Annotated in this window: 17 protein-coding genes; 12 read left to right on the top strand and 5 right to left on the bottom strand. The window is 71.0% G+C overall.

Features of this window, described 5'->3' with window-relative positions:
• The first annotated feature begins 106 nt into the window (after positions 1–106).
• The 9 genes from ACFVUT_RS29010 (at position 107) to ACFVUT_RS28970 (ending at position 7,737) form a co-directional block, all read left to right on the top strand.
• The gene (locus ACFVUT_RS29010) at positions 107–1,135 is read left to right on the top strand and encodes an ABC transporter substrate-binding protein (RefSeq protein WP_389655302.1); all 1,029 of its coding nucleotides are present in this window, start codon (positions 107–109) and stop codon (positions 1,133–1,135) included.
• A 21-nt stretch (positions 1,136–1,156) separates the two neighbouring features.
• Entirely contained in the window at positions 1,157–2,173 is a 1,017-nt protein-coding gene (locus ACFVUT_RS29005; RefSeq protein WP_389655300.1) for an NrtA/SsuA/CpmA family ABC transporter substrate-binding protein, read from the top strand.
• Positions 2,170–3,000: an ABC transporter permease gene (locus ACFVUT_RS29000; RefSeq protein WP_389655298.1), complete on the top strand. Its 831-nt coding sequence runs from the start codon at positions 2,170–2,172 to the stop codon at positions 2,998–3,000. The genes ACFVUT_RS29005 and ACFVUT_RS29000 overlap by 4 nt, the downstream gene beginning before the upstream one ends.
• Entirely contained in the window at positions 2,997–3,755 is a 759-nt protein-coding gene (locus ACFVUT_RS28995; RefSeq protein WP_389655296.1) for an ABC transporter ATP-binding protein, read from the top strand. The genes ACFVUT_RS29000 and ACFVUT_RS28995 overlap by 4 nt, the downstream gene beginning before the upstream one ends.
• Positions 3,756–4,643, top strand: coding sequence for an ABC transporter substrate-binding protein (locus ACFVUT_RS28990; RefSeq protein WP_389655294.1), 888 nt, complete (start codon positions 3,756–3,758; stop codon positions 4,641–4,643).
• 4 nt (positions 4,644–4,647) lie between these two features.
• Positions 4,648–5,721, top strand: coding sequence for an LLM class flavin-dependent oxidoreductase (locus ACFVUT_RS28985; RefSeq protein ID WP_389655292.1), 1,074 nt, complete (start codon positions 4,648–4,650; stop codon positions 5,719–5,721).
• A gap of 256 nt (positions 5,722–5,977) precedes the next feature.
• Positions 5,978–6,778: a VOC family protein gene (locus ACFVUT_RS28980; RefSeq protein ID WP_389655290.1), complete on the top strand. Its 801-nt coding sequence runs from the start codon at positions 5,978–5,980 to the stop codon at positions 6,776–6,778.
• Between the two features lie 73 nt (positions 6,779–6,851).
• Positions 6,852–7,106 (top strand): WhiB family transcriptional regulator, encoded by a 255-nt coding sequence (locus ACFVUT_RS28975; protein ID WP_389655288.1) that lies wholly within the window; start codon positions 6,852–6,854, stop codon positions 7,104–7,106.
• A gap of 130 nt (positions 7,107–7,236) precedes the next feature.
• Positions 7,237–7,737, top strand: a complete 501-nt coding sequence (locus tag ACFVUT_RS28970; protein ID WP_389655286.1) for a tetratricopeptide repeat protein — start codon at positions 7,237–7,239, stop codon at positions 7,735–7,737.
• A 158-nt stretch (positions 7,738–7,895) separates the two neighbouring features.
• Here the strand turns inward: ACFVUT_RS28970 and ACFVUT_RS28965 are convergent, their stop codons facing one another.
• The 3 genes from ACFVUT_RS28965 to ACFVUT_RS28955 form a co-directional block, all read right to left on the bottom strand.
• The gene (locus ACFVUT_RS28965; RefSeq protein ID WP_389655284.1) at positions 7,896–8,870 is read right to left on the bottom strand and encodes an acyl-ACP desaturase; all 975 of its coding nucleotides are present in this window, start codon (positions 8,868–8,870) and stop codon (positions 7,896–7,898) included.
• Between the two features lie 468 nt (positions 8,871–9,338).
• On the bottom strand, positions 9,339–9,530 hold the full coding sequence (locus ACFVUT_RS28960; protein ID WP_389655282.1) for a hypothetical protein: 192 nt from the start codon (positions 9,528–9,530) through the stop codon (positions 9,339–9,341).
• 11 nt (positions 9,531–9,541) lie between these two features.
• Complete coding sequence (locus ACFVUT_RS28955) at positions 9,542–10,393, bottom strand: Scr1 family TA system antitoxin-like transcriptional regulator (RefSeq protein ID WP_389655280.1); 852 nt, start codon at positions 10,391–10,393, stop codon at positions 9,542–9,544.
• Positions 10,394–10,614: 221 nt separating this feature from the next.
• On the opposite strand from ACFVUT_RS28955, the gene ACFVUT_RS28950 reads away from it, so the two are divergent.
• Complete coding sequence (locus tag ACFVUT_RS28950; protein ID WP_389655278.1) at positions 10,615–11,019, top strand: ATP-binding protein; 405 nt, start codon at positions 10,615–10,617, stop codon at positions 11,017–11,019.
• 113 nt (positions 11,020–11,132) lie between these two features.
• On the opposite strand, the gene ACFVUT_RS28945 is transcribed toward ACFVUT_RS28950, so the two are convergent.
• On the bottom strand, positions 11,133–11,549 hold the full coding sequence (locus ACFVUT_RS28945) for an SsgA family sporulation/cell division regulator (protein WP_389655276.1): 417 nt from the start codon (positions 11,547–11,549) through the stop codon (positions 11,133–11,135).
• A 188-nt stretch (positions 11,550–11,737) separates the two neighbouring features.
• On the opposite strand from ACFVUT_RS28945, the gene ACFVUT_RS28940 reads away from it, so the two are divergent.
• Positions 11,738–12,415: an endonuclease V gene (locus tag ACFVUT_RS28940; protein WP_389655274.1), complete on the top strand. Its 678-nt coding sequence runs from the start codon at positions 11,738–11,740 to the stop codon at positions 12,413–12,415.
• Positions 12,416–12,464: 49 nt separating this feature from the next.
• Positions 12,465–12,608: a morphogenic membrane protein MmpA gene (gene mmpA, locus ACFVUT_RS28935; protein ID WP_389655272.1), complete on the top strand. Its 144-nt coding sequence runs from the start codon at positions 12,465–12,467 to the stop codon at positions 12,606–12,608.
• 30 nt (positions 12,609–12,638) lie between these two features.
• On the opposite strand, the gene ACFVUT_RS28930 is transcribed toward mmpA, so the two are convergent.
• On the bottom strand, positions 12,639–13,769 hold the full coding sequence (locus tag ACFVUT_RS28930; RefSeq protein WP_389655270.1) for a peptidoglycan-binding protein: 1,131 nt from the start codon (positions 13,767–13,769) through the stop codon (positions 12,639–12,641).
• Positions 13,770–13,808: the final 39 nt, after the last annotated feature.

Raw genomic sequence — 13,808 nt, 5'->3', positions numbered from 1 at the left:
GTTCCAGCACGGACGTACGCACCGCGCACCAGCACGGACGTACGCACCGCCGTACGCACCGCGCACCAGCCCTCCCTCCGCTTCGCCGACCCTCGGGAAGACCCCCATGACGCATGCCGTCCAGCCCCGGACGCTCTGGTTCACCCGCTGTCCCGTACCCACCGCGACCGGAATCGCCGCCGACCGCGGGTGGCTCACCGGCGAGTTCGCCCCCGACGGCATCACGGTGCGCTCCCTCCAGGACGCCGCACCCGATGCCGACCGCGGCGCCCACTTCACCCACGCCCTGTCGGGACTCTTCCGCGAGGGCGGCAACGTCCCCGCCCTGTGGGCCCGTTCGCGCGGCGAGCGGACCCGGCTGATCGGACTCACCTGGATCGAGGAACGCCAGGCCGTACTGGTCGCGCCGGGCTCCGGCATCCGCGGCGCCGACGCCCTGCGCGGGTTGCGGCTCGCCGTGCCGGCGCACGACATCGCCATCGACTTCTGGCGGGCCATGGCGCTGCGCGGCTTCGAAGGCGCGCTCGGCTCCGCTGGCCTCGCACTGGACGACGCCACGCCGGTGGACGTACCCGCCGCGGAGAACGAGGGCCAGTGGGCCGCCGAGCTGGCCGCGCTGCGGCGCGGCGACGTCGACGCCGTGTACGTGAAGGGCGCGCTGGCCGTCGAGGCCGCACGACGGCAGGGGGCCGAGATCGCCGTCGAACTCGACGCACTGCCCGACCGCCGCTTCCGGATCAACAACGGCACCCCGCGCCCCATCACCGTCCATCAGCAACTCCTCGACGACCACCCCGACCTCGTCGACCGCTTCCTCGCCGTCCTGCTCAGGGCCGCCGACTGGGCCACCGGACAGCCCGGCGAGGTCGCCCGCATCCTCGGCTCCGAGACCGGCGCCGGTGCCGAAGGAGTCGCCGGGGCCTACCGGCCGGGCACCCACCTCACGCTCCACCCCGACCTCTCCACCGAACGCCTCGCCCTCCTCGCCGAGCAGGAGGTTGGGCTGCGCGCCCACGGCTTCCTGCCCGAACCCGTCGATGTCACGGCCTGGGCCGACCCCGGACCGCTGCGCCGCGCCGCCGCGCTGGCCCGTTCCCGTCCCGCCGTCCTCTCCTCCCCGCCTTCCGCCCCCTGACCCACGAGGAACCCCGACACCATGAACCTCCGCCGACCACTGCGTACCTCCCTCGCCCCCGCGCTCCTCACGGTCACCGCACTCCTCGCCCTCACCGCCTGCGGCACCTCCGAGGCCGACAGCGGCGCCTCCCCCAACCGGGCAACGGTCGAGATCCGCATCCCCGACCCCGGCAACTCCGGTGTCCTCGCCCTCGGCAAGAAGGACGGCAGCCTCGACAAGGCGCTCGCCAAGGCGGGTGCCAAGGTCACATGGACCGGCAGCGCGGGCCCCTTCGCCCCGGCGGCCCAGGCGATGAACGCCGACCAGCTCGACGTCGCCACCGGATCCATCACCTCCGGCATCACCTCGCTCGCCCAGCGCCCCGGCTTCGCGTTCTTCGCCGCGGTCGACCCGGACGCGGCCGGCGAGGGCATCCTCGTGAAGAACGGCTCCGGCATCGAGTCCGTCGCCGATCTCGTCGGCAAGAAGGTCGCCGTCAACCAGGGCGGGACCGGTGAATACCTGCTCCTCAAGGCCCTCGCCGAGGCCCACATCCCCGCCGGCAAGGTCAAGCGCGTCTACCTGCGCCCCGACCAGACGGCCGCCGTCTTCAACGCCGGCCAGGTCGACGCCTGGGCCGTCTGGGCCACCTACGCCGTCGCCGAAATCGGCAGCGGCAAGGCCCACTTCGTCGCCGACGGCGCCGCGATCGGTTCCGACAACTACAGCCTCCACGCCGTACGCACGGGATTCGCCGAACAGCACCCGAAGGTCGTGAAGGCGCTCTACCAGTACCTCCACGACGCCAGTGCCAAGGAGAAGGAGAACCCGGCCGCCTACCTGAACGTCTTCACGGACGCCGGACCGACCGCCGTCACCGGCAAGGCCAAGGAGGTCCAGACCGACATCACCCGCAAGAGCGGAACGGTCGGACCCATCGGACCCGAGGACATCACACGCTTCGAGGACGTCGCCGCCTTCTACGCCGAGCAGAAGGTCACCACGAACCAGGTGGACGTCGCCGCCCACCTCCTCGACATCGAGAAGCTGACATGACCGACGCCGCCCTGCATCCGGGCCTCGTCCGGCCGCAGCCCCAGCGACTCAAGGCCCGCGGCCGGACCTACTCCCTGACCGTCCGGGCACTCGGCCCGGTCGCCCTCCTCGCCCTCTGGTGGGCAGCATCGGCCACCGGTCTGCTCACCCCCGACGTACTGGCCTCACCCGCCGAAGTGCTGCGCGCGGTGGGGGAGCTGTGGAGCAACGGGCAGCTGCCCGACGCACTCACGACGTCCCTCACCCGCTCAGGACTGGGCCTCGCCATCGGGCTCGCCGCCGGGCTCGTCCTCGGGATCACCACCGGATTCACCCGCCTCGGCGACGAACTCCTCGACTCCTCCCTCCAGACCCTGCGCACCATTCCCTTCCTCTCCCTGGTGCCCTTGTTCATGGTCTGGTTCGGAATCAACGAAACCGCGAAGATCCTGCTCATCGCCGTCGCCACCACCTTCCCGATGTACGTGTCGACGTCGAGCGGGGTGCGCAACACCGATCCCAAACTCATCGAAGCCATGCGCAGCTTCGGCATGGGCAGGCTCGCGCTCGTACGCGAAGTCGTCCTCCCCGGAGCCCTGCCCTCCCTGCTCGCCGGGCTGCGGCTCTCCATGACGCTCAGCGTCATCGCCCTGATCGCCGCCGAGGAGATCAACGCGACGGCCGGGATCGGCTATCTGATGTCCCAGGCACAGAGCTACGCCCGCACCGACATCCTCGCCGTCTGCATCCTCGTCTACGGGCTGCTCGGACTCGCCGCCGACATCGTCGTCCGGCTGCTGGAGCGCGTGCTGATGCCCTGGCGCACCCCGCAAGGAGCCAGGCGATGACCGGTCGGACACCTCACGCGCCCGCGGTACGGGTACGGGGACTGCGCCGCGTCTTCGGCGACCGTGCCGTGCTCGACGGCCTCCGGCTCGACATCGCACGGGGCGAGTTCGTCGCACTGCTCGGCGCCAGCGGAAGCGGGAAGACGACCCTGCTGCGCATCCTGGGAGCCCTCGACGGCGCCGACGGAGGAGAGGTCCTCGTCCCCCGGGCCCGCACCGTCGTCTTCCAGGAACCCCGCCTCGTACCGTCGAAGAAGGTCCTCGCCAACGTGACCGTGGCCCTGCCGCGCAGCCGCTCCGCACACGGTCTGCGGGCCCTGGCCGAAGTCGGCCTGGAACGGCACGCCGACGCCTGGCCCGCCACCCTCTCCGGTGGCGAGGCCCAGCGCGTCGCACTCGCCCGCGCCCTGGTCCGCGAACCCGAACTGCTGCTGCTCGACGAGCCGTTCGCCGCACTCGACGCCCTGACCCGGCTGAAGATGCAGGACCTGGTGGGGGAGCTGTGCCGCAGACACCGGCCCGCCGTCCTCCTCGTCACCCACGACGTCGACGAAGCGGTACGGCTCGCCGACCGGGTCGCCGTCCTGCGCGAGGGCCGGCTCGTCACCGACGAGCCCGTCACCGTCGACCGGCCGCGCGACCCCGGCGACCCCGCCTTCGCGGCCCTGCGCCGACGACTGCTCGACGACCTCGGGGTCGACACGGCCCCGCACCCCGCACCGACCACCGAACGTACCGAAGCAGGAGTGAGCTGAATGACCATCACCATCGGCGTGCACAGCAGCAACCCGTCCCTCTACCACCTGTACCACCTCTCCCGGCTCGGTCTCGCCCAGGAGGAACTGGCACCGCTCGGCGAGAGCGTCGTCTTCCACCCGTACACCAACGGCGTCCGCACCGGCGAACTCCTGAGCCAGGGCGTCATCGACTTCGGCGGCACCGGCTCCACCCCGCCGGTCACCGCCCAGGCCGCGGGGCACGACATCGTCTACACCGCCGTGTCCGCCCCGCGCCCCGAACACGGCGCCCTCCTCGTCCCCGAGGACAGCCCCGTGCGTACCGTCGCCGACCTCAAGGGCACCACCGTCCACCTCGCGATCGGCTCCTGGCAGACCCACCTGATCGCCAAGGCACTGGACGACGCCGGTCTCTCCTACGCGACCGACATCACCGCCGTACGCGGCGACGACAGCAGCGAGGAACTGCTGCGCTCCGGTGCCATCGCCGCCTGGGTCGCGCAGGGCGCCCCACTGGCAGCGGCCCGCCGCACCGGCGGACTGCGCACCCTCGTCCGTACCGGCGACGTCATCACCGACCGGTCCGTCTTCTTCGCCCGCCGCGATCTGGCCGAGAGCCGCCCCGAGGTCATCGAGGCACTCACCCGCGCCCTGCAGCGCGCCGACGACTGGGCGGCCGAACACCCCCGGAAGGCGGCCGAGATCGCAGCCGCCGACCTCGGCGGATCCGCCGACGACTGGGAGACCGCCCTGCGGACCCTGCCCTGGCGGATCGAGCCCGTCACGGACGCCTTCATCGCCGAGCAGCAGGAAGCGGCCGACATCTTCCACCGCACCGGCTTCATCGACCGGCCGGTCACCGTCGCCCACGCCCGGGCCGGGGCCGCCGCGGACGAGGTGGCCTGACGCCATGGCGAGCGAAGTCCTCTGGTACATCATCCCGCGCGAAGGCGCCTATCCCTGGGAGCCCGAAGGGCGGCGTCCGGTCGACCTCGGCTACCTCGCCCAGCTCGCCGGATCGGTCGAACGTCTCGGCTACAGCGGTGCGCTGCTCGCCACCGACCTGTACGACGTCTGGCCGCTCGGCAGCGCGCTGGCCGCCTCCACCAGCACCAGGTTCAAACCCCTGCTGGCCGTGCACCCCGGTCTGATCTCACCCACCCTCCTCGCCAAGATGGCGCTCAGTTTCGACACGCTCTTCGGCGGCCGGCTCCGCTTCAACGTCGTCAACGGCTCGACCAGGTCGCTCCAGGAGTACGGACTCCACGTGGAGCACGACGAGCGGTACGAGCTGAGCGCCGAGTACTGGTCGATCGTGAAGCGGCTCACGGCCGGTGAGGTCTTCGACCACAAGGGCCGCTTCTACGACCTGAAGAACGCGGGCGCGTCCTTCAGAGAGCTGAAGCCGGTCCAGGAATCACACATCCCGCTCTGGTTCGGCGGCTCCTCGGACCCGGGGATCGAGATGGCGGCCGAGCACGTGGACGTCTTCCTGACCTGGGGCGAACCTCCGCATCTGCTCAAGGAGAAGCTGGAGAAGGTCAGGGCGCGCGCCGCAGCCCACGGCCGCACGCTCAGGTTCGGGCTGCGCCTCCACCTCATCGTCCGTGACACGGAGGACGAGGCATGGGCGGCGGCCGACCGGCTCCTCGACGTCACGAGCGACGCGACGTACGCCCGTATGCTCGGCGACCGCGTCGGCGAGGACGGCGTGGGCTGGCAGCGCCAGTTCCGGCAGCACGGCGGCAAGGTGCCGGCGCACGCGCGGGAGCTGGAGGCACACCCCAACATGTGGCCGGGCATGAGTCTCTTCCGCCCCGGCCCCGGCACGGCCGTCGTCGGGTCGACGGCCCAGGTCGTCGAACGCCTCAAGGAGTTCGAGGACCTGGGCGTCGATACCTTCATCCTCTCCGGCAACCCGCTGCTGGAGGAGGCCCACCGGGTGGCGGAGACGGTGCTTCCGGCCCTGGGGGTGAAGCGCTGACGACCGACGCCCCACGGCATCGGTCCGGTCCCGTCGGGACAGCCCACGACCGGCCCTTTCCGGCCACGGCGAGCGGTCGCCCGCCGGTACGCCATGGTGCGGTGGACACGCGCCGTCCCCCGCCGCCCCGGCACGGCGTGGGACAGCGCGGCCCGTCCGCGGGCCGCGGGCTGCGGACGTCGGCGGCCGGTGCAAGACTCGGAGGATCAGGAAGGCCGCCGCACCGCGAGAACGGGGCGCGTCGAAGGAGCTCGCCATGCTCACCACCCGTTTTGTCACCGGAGCGCCCAACTGGATCGACCTGGGCACACCCGACCTCGACGGGGCCGCCGCTTTCTACGGCGGACTCTTCGGCTGGGAGTATCTGGCCGGAGGCCCGGAGACCGGCGGGTACGGCATGTTCACGCTGGACGGGAAGACGGTCGGAGGCGCGATGACCGTCACCGAGGAGCAGGCGAAGCCGTCCTGGACGGTGTACTTCCGGTCACCGGACGCCGACGCCACGGCGAAGGCGGTCGAGCAGGCCGGCGGCAGCGTGCCGTTCGCCCCGAAGGATGTGCTGGACTTCGGCAGAGCGGCCCGCTTCAAGGACCGGGCGGGGGCGTGCTTCGGTATCTGGGAGCCGAAGGAGAACCCGGGGCTCGGCGTGGTGGGTGTCCCCGGCTCCCTGTGCTGGGCCGAGCTGTACACCCCGGATGTCCCGGCGGCCGCCGCGTTCTACGACGCCGTGTTCGGCTGGGAGACCGCACAGACGCCGTTTCCCGGAGGCGGTGGGTCCTATACGGTGATCCGGACCGGGGGAGGCGGCGAGGACGTCGGCTTCGGTGGTCTGGTCCCGCTCCAGGACGTTGCGACACAAGCGGTTTCCGGACCGCACTGGCTGCCCTACTTCGAGGTCGACGACTGCGACGCGGCCGTGGCCGAGGTGGAGCGGTTGGGTGGCAAGCTCACGCTGGAGCCGATGGAGATGGAAGGTGTGGGCGAGTTCGCCGACGTCGCCGATCCGGACGGGGCGCAGTTCGCTCTGATCAAGAGCGCCCCGGCACCGCAAGGCTGACCGGAAGTCATCGGCGCGCCGCATTGATGCGGCGTTGATCAGTCGTTTATCGCGACCGGGCACTGTGGGGTCCATGCTGATCAACACCGCGACAGACCCCGCGCTCGCCTGGCAGGAGACAGCGCTGTGCGCGCAGGCGGGGCCCGAGTTCTTCTTTCCCGCTCCCGGCAGCTCCACCCGTGAGGCCAAGCAGCTCTGCAACGCCTGCGAGGGGCGCGAGGCCTGCCTGGAGTACGCCCTCTCGAACGACGAGCGCTTCGGTGTGTGGGGTGGACTTTCCGAGAAGGAGCGGGACCGGTTGCGCAGGACCAAGCGCGACCGGGCCTGACGACACGCCGCCCGGCCCGCGTGCCGCCCACCCCATGTGCCGGCCGCCCGGGGTCACCGGCCGCACCCGCTCGCCCGGGTACGGCGGTCCCGTGGCCGGACGCTCCCTGTCCACCTGGGACGATGTCCGTATGAACGATCACGACAGGGACGCCGCGCTCGCGGCGGCGGTGCGCCTGCGCACCGAAGGCCGGCCCGAAGAAGCACGGGAACGCCTGCTGGCCCTCTCCGCCTCCTTTCCCGAGGATGCCGAGGTCGCCTACCAGACCGCCTGGGTCCACGATGTGCTCGGTCTCGAAGCCGAGGCGGTGCCGTTCTACGAGCGCTGCCTGCACGGGACGGGGCTGTCGGACGAGGATCGCCGGGGCGCTCTGCTCGGCCTCGGCAGCACCTACCGGGTGCTCGGCCGGTACGACCGGGCCGTCGAGGTCCTGCGCGGCGGTGTCGAGCGGTTCCCCGACGACGGCGCGTTGCGGACGTTTCTCGCCATGGCCCTCTTCAACACCGGCGAGCACCACGCGTCCATGCGGCTGCTGCTGGAACTGCTCGCCGCCACGAGTGAGGACCCGGCAGTACGGTCGTACCGAGGAGCCATCGAGCACTACGCGTCGGACCTGCACGCGACGATGTGAACCCGGCGCGGGGTCCGGGGCGGGGGCCTGGGGCGGGGGTCCGGGGCCGGACGGGCCCGAGGGGCTGGCCGGCCCCGCCCCGCCGGACGGCCCCGGATCGCCGGCGCGCACGCGCGCAGCGGGGGACCGTCCGGCGGGCGACGGCAGCCGGTCCGGCGTCAGGCCAGGGCGCGCGCTGCCAGCCGTGCCTTGCGGGCCGCCAGCTTCTCGTCGAACTTCGACGCCTCGCCGTCCAGCCCGTTCATGTACAGGCCCAGCTCCTCCTGCGCCTTCAGCCCCTCGGGGCCCAGGCCGCCGATGGTGAGGACCTTCAAGTAGCGCAGCACGGGCTGGATCACGTCGTCGTGGTGGATGCGCAAGTTGTAGACCTCGCCGATCGCCATCTGCGCGGCGGCCCGCTCGAAGCCCGGCATGCCGTGACCGGGCATCCGGAAGTTGACGACGACATCGCGCACCGCCTGCATCGTCAGGTCCGGGGCGAGCTCGAAGGCCGCACCGAGGAGGTTGCGGTAGAAGACCATGTGCAGGTTCTCGTCGGTCGCGATCCGCGCCAGCATGCGGTCGCAGACCGGGTCGCCCGACTGGTGGCCGGTGTTGCGGTGCGAGACGCGGGTGGCCAGCTCCTGGAAGGCGACGTACGCCACCGAGTGCAGCATGGAGTGGCGGTTGTCGGACTCGAAACCCTCCGCCATGTGCGCCATCCGGAACTGCTCCAGCTTGTCCGGGTCGACGGCGCGCGAGGTGAGCAGGTAGTCACGCATCACGATGCCGTGCCTGCCCTCCTCCGCCGTCCAGCGGTGCACCCATGTGCCCCAGGCGCCGTCGCGGCCGAAGAGCGAGGCGATCTCGTGGTGGTAGCTGGGGAGGTTGTCCTCCGTCAGCAGGTTCACGACCAGCGCGACCTTGCCGAGGTCGGTGACCTTGGACTGGTCCGCCTGCCAGGACTCGCCGTCCTCGAAAACGCCGGGGAAGTTCCGGCCGTCGGAGAACGGCACGTACTCGTGGGGCATCCAGTCCTTGGCGACCTTGAGATGGCGGTTGAGTTCCTTCTCCACCACTTCTTCCAGGGCATACAGCAGCTGAGCGTCGGTCCATGCCTTGGGACTGCCGAGGTGGGGAGCGGTGATCGTCACGGGGAACTCCTGGGGACGGGAGAATTACCTACGGACACGTAGGTTACGAGACCGTAGGTTAAAGCGGCAGTAAGGCCCTCGCCAAGCCCGCTCGCCCGATGCCCGATTACGTAACGTTATGTATGCAGGTCGCGGTGGGCGTAGGGCCGGGCGGCCCGCCCGGCTGTCCGGCGCACCGAAGTCCCCCATATCCATCAATGTGCGGTTGTGTCGGGCTCTTTGGTGCGGTGGTGCGCGAACACCGTGTCGGCCGGGGCGGAGTTCGGCTCCGGCCGGGGCTCGGCCTCCCGTGCCGGATGCCCGGCGAACCGGGCGCATGCCTCGGCCGGCAGCCGCGGCTGTGTCGCGGGGGCGGGGCACGGGATCTTCTGCGAAGCCCGGGCCGGCCCCCGCGGCGGAATGCTCAGAGTGGTCGGCGTACTCGGAGCGGGCGTGTGCGGGGGCGCGGCGCGCGGTCGGGCCGGGCGGTCAGAGCAGGTGGTCCGCCGCGCCGGACTTCACCGCGGAGATCAGCGCCCGCAGCGCCTCCACGGAGTCGCTGACATGGGCGGCGGTGTCCGTGGTGGAGCCGATGTACGCCTTGCCCTCGTCGTCGAGACCGAAGCGGAAGCAGTTGGCTCCCTCGCTGCAGAAGGCATCGTCCCAGTGGATGTCGGTCATGGTCTGTCTCCTCAGAGGTCCTGGGCTATGGATCGGATGAAGTCGCGCGATTCCTCGACCGGCAGGGCGAGCGAGCGCAGCCGCTCCAACAGCCCCCGGTACCGGCGTAGTTGCATGTCGGAATCCAACAGCATCGAGCCGTGCGAGGAGTCGAGTTGCACGGTGTCGAGCTGGGGCACCGCGGCGCCCGCATAGGTGAACGACTGTCCGGCGCCCGGGAAACCGCCGGCGGTGAACGGGATCACCCGGACGGTGATCCGGTCCCGCTCGGACTGGCCGACGATGTGGTCCAGTTGCGCCCCCGCCACCTTGGGGCCGCCGAACTGCATGCGCAGAGCGGCCTCGTGGATCACTGATGCGTACAGCGGCGGGCGGTCCCGGTCCAGCACTTCCTGGCGGCGCAGCCGCAGGGAGAGCCGGGCCGCCAGATCCGGCGCCGGAAGTCGCGGATCGGCGGTGTCGAAAACCGCCCGCGCGTGCTCCTCGGTCTGCAGCAGGCCGGGGATGTGTGTGGTGGTCGCGGTGTTCAACTCCACAGCGTGATGTTCCAGTTCGGCGATGTCCAGCAGCCCCGGAAGCAGGAGTCCGCGATGCTCCTCCCACCAGCCCCTGGCCCGTTCCTGGGCCATCTCGGCGAGCAGATCGATCAGGCCGGTGTCCGGGCACCCGTAGTTGAAGGCGAGCGTGCGGACCCGCTCGGCGCTGATGCCGAACCGGCCCGACTCGATGTTCGGGATGCGGGTGCGGTCGACGCCGAGCAGTGCGGCGGCCTGCTGCGCCGACATGCCCGACTGCTCGCGCAGTTTCCGCAGTTCGTACCCGAGGCGCTGCTGTCGGGCGGTCGGGGCGCTTCTGGGGGGCATGGCGGACGTCCTTCCGAAGGGGGGAGTGAACAAAATGACCGGAACCACACAAGTAGTAGCACCGTGCTCCAGTGTGCGCTACGGTCGGTAGCGTAAGTCTCACACGGGGCGACCGCGCCGTTGTGTGATCATTAACGCAATTAACCGGAAATGTGGGCATCTTGATGAAGGGCGCACTGCGTTGTCTCCCGGCTCTCGCACCAGCCGGACCCCATCCGCCGGTGGCGGACAACCTCAGTTATTCGTTCGCACTGCCGGGTGGCGCCTTCTGCGCGGGTCTCGCACGCAGTGCCGTGGGTGAACTCCTCGTCCGGCACGGCCTGGCGGAGCTCCGTGAACCAGCGGTACTCGCCGCCTCCGAACTGGTCGCGTCCGCCTACCGGTTCACCCCGGACCGGGAAATGCTGCTACGGGTCCACTGGCAGTTCGATGCGCTGCGCATCACCCTCTACGACCAGCACCCGCCCCATGGCTCGGCCGAGAAGACCGAGAAGTGCCGCGAACGCCGCAGCGACAGCATGTGGTTGCTGGCAGCCGCGGTCGAATCGCACGGCGGCGACTGGGGCCTGGCTCCCGCGCTGACCCCGTCCGGCGGCTGCAAGACCTGGGCCTTACTCCACCGTTGACCCGCTGCCGAGCGTTTCCCCACCACGCACGCGTGCCCCTCGGAACGGACCACGCGTCGGCCTTGGCCGGCACCGGTGCGGGATCACCGTCGCCCCGTCCGCCGGGCGGACGGTCAGCAGGCCCCGCCGAGCAGATCGGTGAGGCTCCGGTCGAGATCCAGGAACCGGTGTTCGTCGCCGGCCGGCACCAGTTCCTGCGCCCGCTCCAGGAAACGGCGCAGCTCCGCGGTGCGGACGTGCACCATCGCGACTCCCTCGGCGGCGTGGAACTCCAGGACCGTACGGTCGTAACCGAACGGTCGGATGCGTACGGCCCCGACACCCGCGGCCGACTCCACCCCCGCCGCGAGCAACTCGCGGGAGAACTCCCAGGACACGTCGGAGCCTTCCAGGGTCGCCCTGGCGGGGAAGGCCATGCGTACGGCGAACGGATCTCTCCGGTCGTACCGCAGAACGGCGGGAAGAGTCTCCATCCGCGGTGCGGATGCGACCATGCGGGCCTGCACGGACTGCTCGATGTCGGTGGACATGACCTGCTCCCTGTCTCCTCGGCGAGATGAACGGTTCCCGGCACTGAGGAAGACGGCGGAATCCCCCCGTCCGTGCACCGGAAGGAGGCGTGAGCTGCGTCACCGCCCGCTCCTACTCGCGTTGCCCGCTCATCACGGAATCCCGCCGAGGTCACCGCCGTCGCTCGCTGCCTAGACTTGACGGCACTATGACACCCTTCCCTGTGCCCGCCGACGAGGCCGAAGCCCGAGCCGTTCAGGACGCCCTGCGCCCCCGGGTGGTGCTCGACGAACCGGGCCCGCCACCCGGCACCGGCCAGGTCACGGGGGTCGACGTCGCCTATGACGACGAGCGCGACGTCGTGGTGGCGGCGGCCGTCGTCCTCGACGGGGCGACGCTCGACGTGGTCGCCGAGGCCACCGCCGTCGGCCGGGTCGCCTTCCCGTACGTTCCCGGACTCCTCGCCTTCCGGGAGCTTCCGACCGTGCTGGCCGCGCTGGACTCCCTGCCGACCGACCCCGGACTCGTGATCTGCGACGGATACGGCCTGGCGCACCCCCGCCGCTTCGGGCTGGCCAGCCACCTCGGGGTGATCACGGGACTTCCGGTGATCGGTGTCGCCAAGAACCCGTTCACCTTCTCGTACGAGCAACCGGCCCCCCACCGGGGCGCATGGTCGCCGCTGCTCGACGGTGAGGAGGAGGTGGGCCGGGCGCTGCGTACCCAGCGCGGCGTCAAGCCGGTCTTCGTCTCCGTCGGACACCGCACCGGTCTGGACAACGCCTGCGCCCACACCCTGCTGTTGGCCCGCGACTACCGTCAGCCGGAGACCACCCGCAGGGCCGACGCGCTCTGCCGCCGGGCCCTGCGGGAGGCGATCGCCTGAGTAGGCGTACGGATGTCGCTCGTCGATCATGACGGGCACACTGGGGCGTATGACCGAACATCGAACGTCCACGCGACCAGGAACTGTCTATCTCGCCCAGCGCCGGGTCGCGGTCGGGATGACTCTCGGCATGTTCGCGGGAGCGGTCTGGGTCGTTTCGATCATCTGCACACTGGTGGCCTGGGCGCTGTGACCCGGGAGACCGCACCGCCCGTCGGCGCGGCTACTTGTGCTGGTCAGGGCCCTGGGCATGGAGCAGGGCGTGCCAGGTGCCCTCGTCCCCGACACCTGTCACGGGCAGGCTCCGGGACGCCTGGAACTCCTTCAGCGACAGCATGGTCGCGAGGGTGTACACGCCGGTGGTGTCGGTCGGCACCCCCGCGTGGTGCAGCAGGTACTGCACCGCCTCGATGGCGTCGGGCTTCGTCGTGCGTGAGTCGACCGTGACGACGAGCAGCGGCCAGGTGTCGTTTCCGACCTTGCCGTCGGCGGTCAGGCCGTGTGCGGCCTGGAACTTCTTCACCGCCTCCGCCGTGGCCGGCCCGTAGTCGGCGTCGACCTTCACGTCGAAGCCGTTGGCGCGCAGGAGGTACTGCACGGTCCGGGCCTTCCAGAGGACATTGCCCTTGCGGGCCAATGGCCAGTCCGTGCCCTCCGGCGGACGGTCCGACACCTTCGCGGTGGCCTTGGCGTCACTCCCTCCTGGTGTCGGAGCCATCCACCACACGAGGCAGCCGAGGACGAGGAGGAGGAACGCCGAGACGGCCAGAGTCGGGAGCACCACGGGGGAGCGGTCCCACCAACGGTCCACCCGCTGTGCCGCGGTGGCCGGTGCGACAGGCGGGGGCGTGGGCGCGCCGGTGACCGCTTCCGCGGGTTCGGGCCCGGGAGGCGCGGCGGACTTCGGCCGGGTCGGCGCGGTGGATTCCGGTTCGGGAGGTACGGCCGCCCCGGGGGGTGCTGCGGGTTCCGGTCGGGACGGCGCTGCGGGCTGCGGTCCGGGCGGCGTTGCGGGATCCGGCTGGGGCCGCGCCGTGCGTGCTGTGCGTCTTCTGGCCGGTGATGCCATGGCTGCCGCGTCGGCGAGGGCGCGCGCCCGGACCAGGTCGTCGTCCGGAGCCCGCAGCACCGCATGCAGCTGCTCGACGATCCTGCGTGGCGCGTTGGAGGCGTGAGCGGGGTTCAGGTAGCGCGAGAGGGTGGTCTGGTCGATCCCCAGTCGCTTCGCGATCGCGTGCTGAGTGGGTTTCTCGCGGCCCGCGCGGGCGGACGACTCCCACCAGCCCCTCAGTAATGCGGCGAGAGTCTTCCCCGGGTGGTGGTCCTCGCGGCTCCCCACCGTGTTGTCCGTCATGGTTCCCTCCTGACGTCTTGCGTGACTTCCTGCGTAACT

The sequence above is a fragment of the Streptomyces sp. NPDC058051 genome, from assembly GCF_042885475.1.
Lineage (GTDB): Bacteria > Actinomycetota > Actinomycetes > Streptomycetales > Streptomycetaceae > Streptomyces.
Note: the sequence above shows the minus strand (reverse complement) of the source record. Positions and strands in the feature narration are given on the sequence as shown.

Bases quoted from the DNA above. Each gene is read 5' to 3' on its own strand.
- ACFVUT_RS29010 (WP_389655302.1), top strand. From the start codon at position 107: ATGACGCATGCCGTCCAGCCCCGGACGCTCTGGTTCACCCGCTGTCCC.
- ACFVUT_RS29005 (WP_389655300.1), top strand. From the start codon at position 1,157: ATGAACCTCCGCCGACCACTGCGTACCTCCCTCGCCCCCGCGCTCCTC.
- ACFVUT_RS29000 (WP_389655298.1), top strand. From the start codon at position 2,170: ATGACCGACGCCGCCCTGCATCCGGGCCTCGTCCGGCCGCAGCCCCAG.
- ACFVUT_RS28995 (WP_389655296.1), top strand. From the start codon at position 2,997: ATGACCGGTCGGACACCTCACGCGCCCGCGGTACGGGTACGGGGACTG.
- ACFVUT_RS28990 (WP_389655294.1), top strand. From the start codon at position 3,756: ATGACCATCACCATCGGCGTGCACAGCAGCAACCCGTCCCTCTACCAC.
- ACFVUT_RS28985 (WP_389655292.1), top strand. From the start codon at position 4,648: ATGGCGAGCGAAGTCCTCTGGTACATCATCCCGCGCGAAGGCGCCTAT.
- ACFVUT_RS28980 (WP_389655290.1), top strand. From the start codon at position 5,978: ATGCTCACCACCCGTTTTGTCACCGGAGCGCCCAACTGGATCGACCTG.
- ACFVUT_RS28975 (WP_389655288.1), top strand. From the start codon at position 6,852: ATGCTGATCAACACCGCGACAGACCCCGCGCTCGCCTGGCAGGAGACA.
- ACFVUT_RS28970 (WP_389655286.1), top strand. From the start codon at position 7,237: ATGAACGATCACGACAGGGACGCCGCGCTCGCGGCGGCGGTGCGCCTG.
- ACFVUT_RS28960 (WP_389655282.1), bottom strand. From the start codon at position 9,530: ATGACCGACATCCACTGGGACGATGCCTTCTGCAGCGAGGGAGCCAAC.
- ACFVUT_RS28955 (WP_389655280.1), bottom strand. From the start codon at position 10,393: ATGCCCCCCAGAAGCGCCCCGACCGCCCGACAGCAGCGCCTCGGGTAC.
- ACFVUT_RS28945 (WP_389655276.1), bottom strand. From the start codon at position 11,549: ATGTCCACCGACATCGAGCAGTCCGTGCAGGCCCGCATGGTCGCATCC.
- ACFVUT_RS28940 (WP_389655274.1), top strand. From the start codon at position 11,738: ATGACACCCTTCCCTGTGCCCGCCGACGAGGCCGAAGCCCGAGCCGTT.
- mmpA (WP_389655272.1), top strand. From the start codon at position 12,465: ATGACCGAACATCGAACGTCCACGCGACCAGGAACTGTCTATCTCGCC.
- ACFVUT_RS28930 (WP_389655270.1), bottom strand. From the start codon at position 13,769: ATGACGGACAACACGGTGGGGAGCCGCGAGGACCACCACCCGGGGAAG.